At 65.0% G+C, this 11,439-nt stretch carries 11 protein-coding genes; 8 read left to right on the top strand and 3 right to left on the bottom strand.

Features of this window, described 5'->3' with window-relative positions; all coding sequences use genetic code 11:
- Positions 1-167 precede the first annotated feature (167 nt).
- Entirely contained in the window at positions 168-947 is a 780-nt protein-coding gene (locus tag GGD65_RS28855) for a class II aldolase/adducin family protein (RefSeq protein WP_092256635.1), read from the top strand.
- Positions 948-1,168: 221 nt separating this feature from the next.
- Here GGD65_RS28855 and GGD65_RS28850 read toward each other — a convergent pair whose 3' ends face one another.
- The 3 genes from GGD65_RS28850 to GGD65_RS28840 all read right to left on the bottom strand — a co-directional run bounded on the left by GGD65_RS28850 (position 1,169) and on the right by GGD65_RS28840 (position 5,926).
- Positions 1,169-2,563 (bottom strand): M20/M25/M40 family metallo-hydrolase, encoded by a 1,395-nt coding sequence (locus GGD65_RS28850; protein ID WP_091953233.1) that lies wholly within the window; start codon positions 2,561-2,563, stop codon positions 1,169-1,171.
- Between the two features lie 25 nt (positions 2,564-2,588).
- Complete coding sequence (locus GGD65_RS28845; RefSeq protein WP_183237390.1) at positions 2,589-3,917, bottom strand: glycosyltransferase family 87 protein; 1,329 nt, start codon at positions 3,915-3,917, stop codon at positions 2,589-2,591.
- Between the two features lie 386 nt (positions 3,918-4,303).
- The gene (locus GGD65_RS28840) at positions 4,304-5,926 is read right to left on the bottom strand and encodes a helicase HerA-like domain-containing protein (RefSeq protein WP_183237389.1); all 1,623 of its coding nucleotides are present in this window, start codon (positions 5,924-5,926) and stop codon (positions 4,304-4,306) included.
- A 348-nt stretch (positions 5,927-6,274) separates the two neighbouring features.
- Between GGD65_RS28840 and GGD65_RS28835 the strand changes: the two genes are divergently transcribed.
- The 7 genes from GGD65_RS28835 (at position 6,275) to GGD65_RS28805 (ending at position 11,435) form a co-directional block, all read left to right on the top strand.
- Positions 6,275-6,640 (top strand): DUF2267 domain-containing protein, encoded by a 366-nt coding sequence (locus tag GGD65_RS28835; protein ID WP_183237388.1) that lies wholly within the window; start codon positions 6,275-6,277, stop codon positions 6,638-6,640.
- 26 nt (positions 6,641-6,666) lie between these two features.
- Positions 6,667-7,074: a DUF4332 domain-containing protein gene (locus tag GGD65_RS28830; protein WP_018315752.1), complete on the top strand. Its 408-nt coding sequence runs from the start codon at positions 6,667-6,669 to the stop codon at positions 7,072-7,074.
- 230 nt (positions 7,075-7,304) lie between these two features.
- Positions 7,305-8,165, top strand: coding sequence for a dihydropteroate synthase (folP, locus tag GGD65_RS28825; RefSeq protein WP_183237387.1), 861 nt, complete (start codon positions 7,305-7,307; stop codon positions 8,163-8,165).
- Complete coding sequence (folB, locus tag GGD65_RS28820) at positions 8,162-8,530, top strand: dihydroneopterin aldolase (protein ID WP_018315750.1); 369 nt, start codon at positions 8,162-8,164, stop codon at positions 8,528-8,530. The genes folP and folB overlap by 4 nt, the downstream gene beginning before the upstream one ends.
- Positions 8,530-9,021 (top strand): 2-amino-4-hydroxy-6-hydroxymethyldihydropteridine diphosphokinase, encoded by a 492-nt coding sequence (gene folK / locus GGD65_RS28815; protein ID WP_183237386.1) that lies wholly within the window; start codon positions 8,530-8,532, stop codon positions 9,019-9,021. Before folB ends, folK begins: the two co-directional genes overlap by 1 nt.
- Positions 9,022-9,102: 81 nt before the next feature.
- The gene (locus GGD65_RS28810) at positions 9,103-10,974 is read left to right on the top strand and encodes a methylmalonyl-CoA mutase family protein (protein ID WP_183237385.1); all 1,872 of its coding nucleotides are present in this window, start codon (positions 9,103-9,105) and stop codon (positions 10,972-10,974) included.
- A complete protein-coding gene (locus GGD65_RS28805; protein WP_018315747.1) occupies positions 10,971-11,435 on the top strand; it encodes a GFA family protein in 465 nt (154 codons plus the stop codon). Before GGD65_RS28810 ends, GGD65_RS28805 begins: the two co-directional genes overlap by 4 nt.
- Positions 11,436-11,439 lie beyond the last annotated feature (4 nt).

The following is an 11,439-nucleotide window of genomic DNA, read 5'->3' as shown; positions in this document are numbered from 1 at the left end:
AGCCCGGATGAGCGAAGCGACATCCGGGATCCCTCTCAGAGCGGTCCCGCATGTCGCTCCGCTCATGCGGGCTACGCTTGACTGCCGCGCGCTTGTCGCGCCTTGCTGCTTGCCACGAGCGGTACTACGCTCCCTCCCCGCAACAACGATGTTCGGAGAGATCAGCCATGTCGCCAGCGGAAGCGCGCCTGAAGGAAGTGCCGTCTGATATGACGGAGGCCGAGTGGCAGCAACGGGTCAATCTCGCCGCCTGCTACCGCCTTGTCGCGCTGTACGGTTGGGACGATCTGGTCGACACCCACATCTCCGCGCGCGTGCCCGGCCCCGACCATCATTTTCTCATCAATCCCTATGGGCTGATGTTCGACGAGATCACGGCCTCGAGCCTCGTCAAGGTCGATTTGCACGGCAACCAGCTGTCCGAGAGCGAATACAGCATCAACCCGGCGGGCTTCACCATCCATTCGGCGATCCACGAGGTGCGCGAGGACGCGATCTGCGTGCTGCATCTCCACACGCTCGACGGCACCGCGGTGTCGAGCAGCGCTGAAGGCCTGCTGCCGCTGAACCAGACCGCCCAGCTCGTCACCCACGACCTCGCCTATCATGACTATGAAGGCATCGCGCTCGATCACGACGAGCGGCCGCGGCTGCAGAAGGATCTCGGCGACCACAACCACATGCTGCTGCGCAATCACGGCACGCTCACCGTCGGTCGCTCGGTCGCCTCCGCCTTCGAGCGCATGTACCACCTCGAGCGCGCCTGCTCGATGCAGGTGCGCACGCGCGCGCTCGGCACGCCGGTCTACCCGGTCGACGATACCGCGATCGACAAGAACACCGAGCTGCTCGCCAACCGCGACCGCGCCGAGCTGCGCGCCACCAACCTCGTGTGGCCGCCGCTGCTGCGCAAGCTCGACCGCGAGCTCCCGGGCTACCGGTCTTGAGATTTTCGGGATTTGGTGTAGGGTAGCGCCCAACTAACCTCTACGCCTTTTGGAATGAAACGCCGCCCAATTCCGGGCGGCGTTTTTATTTTGGGCCGGTGGTCGCCACGACAGCAGAGCCGTAGGGTGGGCAAAGCGCAGCGTGCCCACGTTCTTTCGCGTTTGGTGAGAGATGGTGGGCACGGCGCTTTGCGCCTTTGCCCACCCTACGGCACCGTGCCCTACTTCACCTCCGCCAACGCCGCGAGGATGCGGGCCCATGAGCGGATGCCTTTCTGGAAGCTTCTCAAATCGTACTTCTCGTTCGGCGAATGGATGTTGTCGTCGTCCAATCCAAAACCGACCAGCAGCGAGTCGAGGCCAAGCGTGCGCTTGAAGTCGGCGACGATCGGGATCGAGGCGCCGGAGCCCATCAGCACGGTCTCCTTGCCCCATTCCTCCGTCAGCGCCTTGCTGGCGGCGGCGAGCGGCTTCATGTTCCAGTCGAGCGCGACGGCGGGCGCGGCGGAATGGTCGCCGAACTCGACCTTGCAGTCGCCGGGAATGCGCGCCGTCACGTAGTCGCGGAAGGCCTTGCGGATCTTTTGCGGGTCCTGCCCTTCGACCAGGCGGAACGAGACCTTGGCTGAAGCATGCGACGGGATCACCGTCTTGGAGCCCTCGCCGATATAGCCGCCCCAGATGCCGTTGACGTCGCAGGTCGGGCGCGATGAGGCCTGCTCGATCAGGAGGCGCCCCTTCTCGCCGGCCGGTATCGACAGGCCGATCGGTTTGAGGAACATCTCCGGCGTCAGGTTGAGCTTCTTCCACTGCTCCAGGATATCAGGCGGCAGATCCTTCACGCCGTCATAGAAGCCGGGAATCGTGATGCGGTTGTCGTCGTCGAACAGGCCGCCCAGAATTTTCGTCAGCACCCGGATCGGGTTCATCGCGCTGCCGCCGAACACGCCGGAATGCAGGTCGCGATTGGCGGCGGTGATCTTCAGCTCCTCGTAGAGCAGGCCGCGCAGTGAGGTCGTGATCGCCGGCGTGTTCCGGTCCCACATGCCGGTGTCGCAGACCAGCACGTAGTCGGCTTTGAGTTCGTCCTTGTTGGCCTCGATGAAGGGCACGAAGTTCTTCGAGCCGACCTCCTCCTCGCCTTCGATCAGGAACGTGATGTCGACCGGCAGCGAGCCCGTCACCTTCTTCCAGGCGCGGCAGGCTTCGACGAACGTCATCACCTGGCCCTTGTCGTCCTCGGCGCCGCGCGCGACGATGATCTTGCGGCCGTCGGCATGGTCGGTGACGACAGGCTCGAACGGCGGACGGTGCCAGAGATCGAGCGGGTCGACCGGCTGCACGTCGTAATGGCCGTAGAAGATCACATGCGGCCGCCCACCGGCTCCGGTCTTGCCGACGATGGCGGGATGGCCCGCGGTCGGCCTCACTTCAGTGGCGACGCCGAGGCTCGCGATATCCTTGGCGAGATGCTCGGCCGCCGCCTTGCAATCCCCGGCGAAGGCCGGATCGGCGGAGATCGACTTGATCCGGAGCAGCGCGAACAGGCGCTCCAGGCTGTTGTCGAAATCCTTGTCGATGTGGTCGAGCACGGATTGAAGCTGCGCATTGGCCATGGTCGTTGGTCCTGACGTTCGAGTCTCAAGAGGTACCGGGTTTTAGCGCCGTCGCGGGCTCGGAGCCAGCCGCAACGGGCGGATGCCGGATGTGCCATGCAAGACTACCTGCAAGAACGGCGGTCGCGAGGAGATTGTTGCCCCACGCCTGGAGGACAGTTGGAAACCACGGCAGCGCCAGCAGCATGAGAATTCCGGCTGCGCCGAGGGCGAGCCAGGTTCCGAGACGCACATTCGGCCGCTCGTCGAAGGCGGCGCGATGCATCAGCACCGTCATCGGGAAGAACAGCCACATGAAGTAGTATTGCCGAGCCAAAGGCGAGGCCACCGTGATCAGGCAGAACAGGATGGCGAGCTCCTCGGCATCCGAGCGCGCCGTTCGCCGCGCTTGCTGCGGCATGATCGCGACGAAGCCGAGCCCGAGCAAGGCCGACAGCACCAGCACGATCCAGTTCGCCGTCCTGTAATCGACGTCGATGATGTTCATCGTGCGCGGCGGCTTGCCGGGATCCTCCAGATTGAAGTTGATCGGACGGACCAGGCGGTGCGTGACGGCGATGAGGGACTGGTTGACCCACGACCAGTTCTGCTCGTCACGCTGGCCAAAGCCCTTTTCCGAGCTCGTTCCGACCATGCCCTGATACCAGGTCGCAAGCTCGGCCGCGTTGCGCTCGAAGCCGCGGATCGGCGCTGGCACGACATAGAGCAGGATGCCGGTGAAGGCGACCGTGGCGGCGGCCGCCGCCCATTTCCGCCGCCAGACCAGATACGGCAGGACCGCGATCGGAAACACCTTGATGGCAGCGGCGAGCGCGAACATGAAGCCCGCTAGCCAGGGACGTTGATGCCGCAAGCTCCAGAAACCGTAGAGCATCATGGCCAGCAGGACGAGGTTCGGCTGGCCGAGGTCGAACATGTCGAACACGAACGGCACGGTGACGACGGCAGGCAGCGCCTCCAGCCAGCGGCCGGGGCTGCGCCCCGAGCCGGCCATGACCTGGGAGAACGTCCCGGTGTACCACCACGCCACGGCATTCAGGATCGACAGGACGACATAGAGCGGGATCTTGCCGAACCAGCTCGGGATCGCCAGCAGGATCGCCGGCAGCGGCGGATAGATGAACTCGAAATACTCGACGGCCGTGGCGGGATAGAGTGGCTTACCCTGCAGGACCTGTTGCCCGGCCCACAACCACAGCGGGTAATCCTTGGTCTTGCCGCTGCCGAAGATCTCGGGAACGAGCACGTCGGCGGTGAGCAGGACGCAGCAGAACAGAAACAACAGGTCCAGCGGCGCGCGCAGCGACAGGCGTCTGGGCGCGTCAGGCTTGGCTAACGGAGCGGGCGGGGTCACGGGGTGGTCCTGTGCGGCGGCGAACAGGACGTAGCAGACCGGCGCAGGCTTGGAGAGCCCCTCACCTGAAATTGTACCGGGTGGTGATCGGACTTACCTGCGAGGTCAGGCATCGCGTTTGGCTTCTTGGTGGCGGTCTGCGCACGCCTCGTCCTTCGAGACGACCGCTCCGCGGTCTCCTCAGGATGAGGCTAAACAGCATCGGCGCCCGTTGAAATGGCTGCTACGCGCTCCGCCCTCATCCTGGGGAGCCCGCCAAAGCGGGCGTCTCGAAGGATGGCCGCAAGGACGCCGCTGCTCACATGCGATCGCCCTGCCCCACGAACGGAGCGAGGTCGGTCGCACCAAGCGGAAGCGGATTGCCTGAAATGAGGTCTTTGGCGTGGCTACCGCCGCAGCAATCCGCCGAGCGCGCCGCGGACCAGCGTGCGGCCGATCGAGCCGCCAAGCTGGCCGCCGACCGACTTGCCGATATTGGCGGCCATGCCGCCGATCACCTGGTTGGTGACCGATCGCGTCACGTCCCGCGCAATGACCTGGCCGGTCGACAGGCGGCCGCGCTTGACGTTGGTGCCGAAGATAGTGCCGACGATCGAGCCGATCTGGCCGAGGAGCCCTCCGCCATTTCCGCCTGCCGAACCGTCCGCTGTGGCCGCTGTGCCGGCGATGCGCTTCTGGATCATCTCGTAAGCGGACTCTTCATCGACCGCGGTGTCGTATTTGCCCTTCACCGGGCTCGCAGCCATGATCGCCTTGCGCTCGTCCGGCGTGATCGGCCCGATGCGAGCCGACGGCGGCCGGATCAGCACCTGCTCCACCATCGCCGGCGTGCCGTTGCCCTCGAGGAAGGACACCAGCGCTTCGCCCTTGCCGAGCTCCATGATCACCTTGGCGGTGTCGAGCTTCGGGTTGGGCCGGAAGGTCTGGGCCGCAGCGGCGACCGCCTTCTGGTCCCGCGGGGTGAAGGCGCGCAGCGCGTGCTGCACCCGGTTGCCGAGTTGTCCGAGCACGCGGTCGGGGACGTCGACCGGGTTTTGCGTCACGAAGTAGACGCCGACGCCCTTGGAGCGGATCAGGCGGACCACCTGCTCGATCTTGTCCATCAGCGCCTTGGGCGCATCGTTGAACAGCAGATGCGCCTCGTCGAAGAAGAACACGAGCTTTGGCTTGGGCAGATCGCCGGCCTCGGGCAGCTCCTCGAACAGCTCCGACAACATCCACAGCAGGAATGTCGCGTAAAGCCTGGGGTTCTGCAGCAGCTTGTCGGCGACCAGGATGTTGACCATGCCGCGGCCGTCGCGGTCGGTCTTCATGAAGTCCTTCAGCGTCAGCGCCGGTTCGCCGAAGAATTTGGTGCCGCCCTGGTTCTCCAGCACCAGCAGCTGGCGCTGGATGGTGCCGACGGTGGCCTTGGTGACGTTGCCGAACCCCTGCGCGGCCTTGCGGATGGCGGCGAGCGGATCCTCCCCCACGTCCGCCCCCTTCTTCGCGCTATCGGGCACAATGGCGTCGAGCAGTGCGCGCAGATCCTTCATGTCGATGAGGGTCAGCCCGTTGTCGTCAGCGACACGGAAGGCGACGTTGAGCACGCCTTCCTGCACGTCGTTGAGGTCGAGCATGCGCGCGAGCAGAAGCGGCCCCATTTCCGTGACGGTCGCGCGCACCGGGTGGCCCTGCTCGCCGAACACGTCCCAGAACACTGTCGAGAACTGGTCGGGCTGGAAATTCAGCCCCATTTCGGAAGCGCGCTTGAGGATGAAGTCTTTGGCCTCGCCAACCTCGGAGATGCCGGAGAGGTCGCCCTTGATGTCCGCCGCGAAGACCGGAACACCGGCGCGTGCAAATCCTTCCGCCATCACTTGCAGCGTCACGGTCTTGCCGGTTCCGGTTGCGCCCGTGACGAGGCCGTGGCGATTGGCGAGCGCCAGCGTCAGCCATGCCTGCTCGTCTCCCTTGCCGACGAAGATCCTGTCGTCGGTATCGCCGAGCTTGCTGTCCTGTGCGGTCATTATTCTCTCTGATCTCTCTGCCGGGTTTCGCGTATTGAAACTCAAATGCACCAGTTCCGTAGTTTAACGCATGTTGCGCGCCGATTAAAACGGTTCAACACGGCCGAACATGCGACATAGTCGGAAACGGACGGACGACATCAGCCGAAAGTAGGAACGAGGCGTTCGCAACGCGGCAATTTTTCGCCGATTCCAACTCCGCTCTTGCATCGCTGCAACACTTTTCGCGCGTTCGAAGGTGAATCGCGGCGACGCGTGCGTTCATCGCTTGAATTTCACATCACACCGGCTCAAGATCATTTTCGAAAGAAATACTCCGGCAAGCAAACCGGCTGAGGGGCGGGCCTTATGGACGAGCTGATCGGGCGGCTGGCGACAAACGCCAGCATAGATAGTGCTGTCGCTGAAAAGAGCGTCGGCATCATCCTGGGCTTCCTCCGCAACGAGGGTCCTTCCGACAGCGTGCAGGCCCTGATCGATCAGATCCCCGGAGCGGAAGCCGCGATCGAGGCATCCAGGAGCGGCGGCGGACTGTCGCGGCTGATGGGCGGCGGCTTGATGGCTGTCGGCACGCGCCTGAGGGGCCTCGGACTTGGCATGTCGGAGATTCAAAACGTCGCCCGTGAACTTTTCCGCTTCGGCCGAGACAAAATCGGAGCAGATCAGATGGGCAAGATCGTTGCGGGGACGCCGGGCCTCAGCCAGTTCGCCTGAAGCTTTGGCAATTCATATCGAGTATCATGACATATCCGATCTCCGAGATTGAGGGCCTGTCGGTCTTTGCCGCCAACAAGTTGAAGGCGCAGGGCATCCGCACCACCGACGGGCTGCTCGAGGCGGCCGGCACGGTGAAGGGCCGCAAGGCGCTTTCCGCCAAGACCGGCATCAGCGAGCAGCTGCTGCTGGAATGGGCCAACGTCTCCGACTACATGCGTATTCCCGGCATGGGTCGGGCCAAGGTCGGCCTGGTCCGCGCCGCCGGCGTCACCACCGTGCGCGAGCTCGCCTATCGGAATCCGGCAAGGCTCGCCCAGAGCATGCGCGACGCCAACGAAAAGAAGAAGCTGCTCCGCATCCTGCCTTCCGAGAAGTCGGTCGGCGACATCATCGCCAAGGCGAAGAAGCTGCAGCCGAAGATTACGTATTAGTTCACTTGCTCTCTCCGTCATCCTGAAGTGCGAAACACGGGACGCAAAGCGTCCCCGTGGAGAGCCTCGAAGGATGCACGGCCACCGCCACATCCGCACGGAGAGAGCCGGGCCGTCGCCCTTCGAGGTTCGCCGAAGAGGCGAGCGCCTCAGGGTGACGGTCTCAGACCAGGGTTGTGCTGCGCCCTTCCGTCTTGACTCCCCCTCCCCGACCGCGCAAAGCGGGCGGCATGAATGCCTCGCCCTCCCCATCCGTCCCGCCGGCCGGCTCGGCCGGGCCAGATGCGCTGCGGAAACTGCTGGAACGACCGATCCCGGCGGTGATGGGCGTGCTCAACGTCACCCCGGATTCCTTTTCCGATGGCGGCGAGTTCATCGCGCCCGAGCAGGCGCTCGCACGGGCGCGGGCGATGATCGCGGATGGCGTCGACATCATCGATATCGGCGCCGAATCCACCCGGCCCTACAAGGGCGCGAAGGCCGTCACGGCGGACGACGAGCTCGCCCGGCTGAAGCCGGTGTTGGCGGGCGTGGTCGCGCTCGGCGTGCCGGTGTCGATCGATAGCATGAAGGCCGAGGTGGTGGCCTACGCGCTCGACCAGGGCGCGGCGATCGCCAACGACGTCTGGGGCCTGCAACGCGACGCCGCCATTGCGCCGCTGGTGGCCGCGAGAGGCGTTCCCGTCATCGTCATGCACAACCGCGACGACGCCGATCCCGCCATCGACATCATCACGGACATGAAGACGTTCTTCCTGCGCTCGCTGGATATCGCCGCAAAGGCCGGCATCGCGCGCGACAAGATCGTGCTCGATCCCGGCATCGGCTTCGGCAAGACTGCCGAGCAGAGCATGACCGCGCTGGCGCGCTTGCGCGAATTCGAGATGTTCGGCCTGCCGATCCTCGTCGGTGCCTCGCGAAAACGCTTCATCGCTTCGGTGTCGCCATCGGAGCCGAAGGACCGGCTCGCCGGCTCGATCGCCGCGCACCTGATCGCCGCACAGCGCGGCGCAAAGATCATCCGGACCCATGACGTCGCCGAGACCTTGCAGGCGCTGCGGGTGGCGAACGCAATCGAGGGCAAGCAATGACCGATACGATTTTCGTCACCGGCCTGTCGATCCACGCCCGCCACGGCGTGATGGATCACGAGACCGAAGTCGGCCAGCGCTTCGTCATCGATCTCGAACTCTATACCGACCTGTCGGAGCCCTCGCGCAGCGACCGGCTCGCCGACACCGTGTCCTATGCCGACGTCGTGGCGACGACGACGGCAGCGTTCAAGAATACCAATTACAAGCTTCTGGAGCGCGCCGCCGGCGCGGTGGCCGACGCCATCCTGTCGCACTTCCCGCGTATCCGCGCCGTGAAGGTCACCGTGCACAAGCCGCATGCGCCGATCGCCGCGATCTTCGACGATGTCGGCATCATGCTGACCCGCTCGCGGCACCCCTGATGGCAAGCGTGCTGATCGCACTCGGCGGCAATGTCGGCGATGTCCGCGCGACATTCGCCAAGGCGATCGCGCACATCTGCGGCATGGCGCAAGGCGCCCTGATCGCGCGGTCCTCGGACTATGCCACGCCGCCCTGGGGCGACGAAGAGCAGGATCCCTTCATCAATGCCTGCATCGAGATCGAGACCGACCTCGATCCGCATGCGCTGCTGTTCGTGCTGCAGAAGGTCGAGCAGAAATTCGGCCGCACGCGGAACAAGGAGCGGCGCTGGGGCCCGCGCACGCTCGATCTCGACATGATCGCCTATGACGATGTCAGCTTGCAGAAGCCGGACCTGACCTTGCCGCATCCGCGCCTGTTCGAGCGCGCTTTCGTGCTGGTGCCGCTGGCCGAGATTGCACCCGACCGCGTGATCTCGGGCATTCCAGTGCGTGACGGGCTCGCCAGCGTCTCGACGCAAGGCATTGAGCGGCTTCCGGATACCGGTTAATCAAAAACAACCGTTTGCAGGGGCGGCCCGCCGTGGCAATTTCGCCTGCGAATAACGATACGTTTGGGAGCCCTTGGCCGCATGACCTCCGTGACTGACGACCTGCCGCTGGCGGCCGATTTTCCCAAGACGACCGTCGAGGATTGGCGCAAGCTGGTCGACGGCGTGCTGAAGGGCGCGCCGTTCGAGAAGCTGGTCGGCAAGACCTATGACGGACTCAAGATCGATCCGCTCTATCCGCGCGCCAAGGATGTCGCGCCCGTCGTGGGTCGACCAGCCGCCGCACCCTGGCAAATCATCCAGCGGATCGACCATCCCGACGCGGCGCTCGCGAATGCACAGGCGTTGCAGGATCTGGAGAACGGCGCGACCGGGTTCGCGCTGGTGTTCGCCGGCGGCAGCGGCGCTCACGGGTTCGGTCTGGAACCTTCGGCCGAAGCCATCGCAAGGGTCTTGAAGGACATCCATCTCGATGCCGGCATCGGCCTCGAGCTTCAGATCGGACCGCAATCGCGGATGGCCGCGATCCATGTCGCGGAATATGTGAAGAGCAGCGGCCTCGATCCCGCCGCCTGCAACATCCGCTTCGGGCTCGATCCGCTCGCGGCGGGCGCGGTGTGGGGCCACAGTCCCTATTCCTGGGAGGAGATCGCCCCTGCCGTCACCGGCGCGATCAAGGGCCTCGCCGGGCTTGGTTTCACGGGACCGTTCGCGTCCGCCGACGGACGCGTGATCCACGATGCCGGCGGCTCCGAGGTGCAGGAGCTCGCCTTCGTGCTCGCCTGCGGCGTCGCTTATCTGCGTGCGATCGAAGGCGCCGGCATTCCGCTCGAAGCCGCGCAGGGCATGGTCTATGCGCGGCTTGCCGCAGATGCCGACCAGTTCCTGACCATGGCGAAATTCCGCGCGCTGCGGCTGTTGTGGGCGCGCATCGAGACAGCGTGCGGGCTCACGCCCAAACCGCTGTTCATCGCCGCCGACACGGCCTGGCGCATGCTGACGCAGCGCGACCCTTACGTGAACATGCTGCGCGCGACCATCGCGACATTCGCGGCGGGGCTGGCCGGCGCCAACGCGATCACCGTGCTGCCGCATACGCTGGCCCTCGGCCTGCCCGATCCGTTCGCGCGCCGTGTGGCGCGCAATACGCAGCTCCTGCTGGTGGAAGAGAGCAACCTCGCCAAGGTCTCTGATCCCGCGGCCGGCGCAGGCGGCATCGAGACGCTGACCGCGCAGCTTTGTGAGGCGGCCTGGACCCTATTCCAGGAGAGCGAGACAGCCGGCGGTGCGTTTGCCGCGCTTCAGCAAGGCCTGTTTCAGGGCAAGGTCGCGGCCGCGCGAAAAGCGCGCGACGCCAACATCGCAAAGCGTCGTGACGTGCTGACCGGCGCCAGCGAGTTTCCGAACCTGCACGAGAGCGAGACCGCGGTGCTGAAAGCGACGCCGGTCGGGCTGGCACCGTACGGCGAGCAGAAATACAAGTTCGATCCGCTGCCGCCGATCCGGCTGGCGGAACCGTTCGAGGCGCTGCGTGACAAATCCGACGCGGCGCTGAAGGCGCGGGGCTCCCGGCCGAAAGTGTTCCTGGCCAATCTCGGCACGGCCGCCGATTTCACGGCGCGCGCGACCTTTGCCAAGAGCTTCTTCGAAGCCGGCGGCATCGAAGCCCTCGATAGCGAGGGCTTTGCCGATGCGGCCAAGGTGGCTGCAGCGTTCAAGGCCTCGGGCGCCGAGCTTGCCTGTCTTTGTTCCAACGACAAGGTCTATGCGGAACACGCCGAAGCTGCAGCGAAGGCCCTGCAAACGGCCGGCGGTCGACATATCTATCTGGCAGGCCGCCCGACTGAGGCCGAGGCGGCGCTGCGGGCCGCCGGCGTCACGGGTTTTGTCTTCGCCGGAGGCGATGCGCTTGCCACTCTGCAAGACGCCTATCGACGGATGGAACAGAAATGACCGAACCAGGCAAACCAGTTCTCACCGGCGGCTGCCAATGCGGGGCCGTGCGCTTTGGCGTCACGACCGCGCCAACCAGGATTTCGATCTGTCACTGCCGCATGTGCCAGAAGGCGGCCGGCGCGCCGTTCGCGTCCTTTGCCGACATCAACAAGACCGACTTTGCCTGGACCAAGGGGCAGCCGTCGTTCTTCCGCTCCTCCACCATCGCCGAACGCGGCTTTTGCGCCGGCTGCGGCACGCCGCTGAGCTTCGGCCGCATCGACGGCGACCGGATCGAGATCATGACCGGCGCGTTCGACCGTCCTGACCAGATTATTCCGACACGACAGTTCGGCACCGAATCCCGCCTCGGCTGGGTGGTGGGCATCGCCAATCTGCCGAGCCAGACCACGCAACAGAATTACGGACCGGAGAAGATGGCGACCATCGTCAGCCATCAGCATCCGGATCATGATTGAGGAT

Source organism: Bradyrhizobium sp. CIR18 (genome assembly GCF_014198295.1).
In the GTDB taxonomy this organism is placed as follows: Bacteria; Pseudomonadota; Alphaproteobacteria; order Rhizobiales; family Xanthobacteraceae; genus Bradyrhizobium.
The sequence above is the reverse complement of the archived record's forward strand: the minus strand, read 5'-3'. Positions and strand labels throughout refer to the sequence as shown.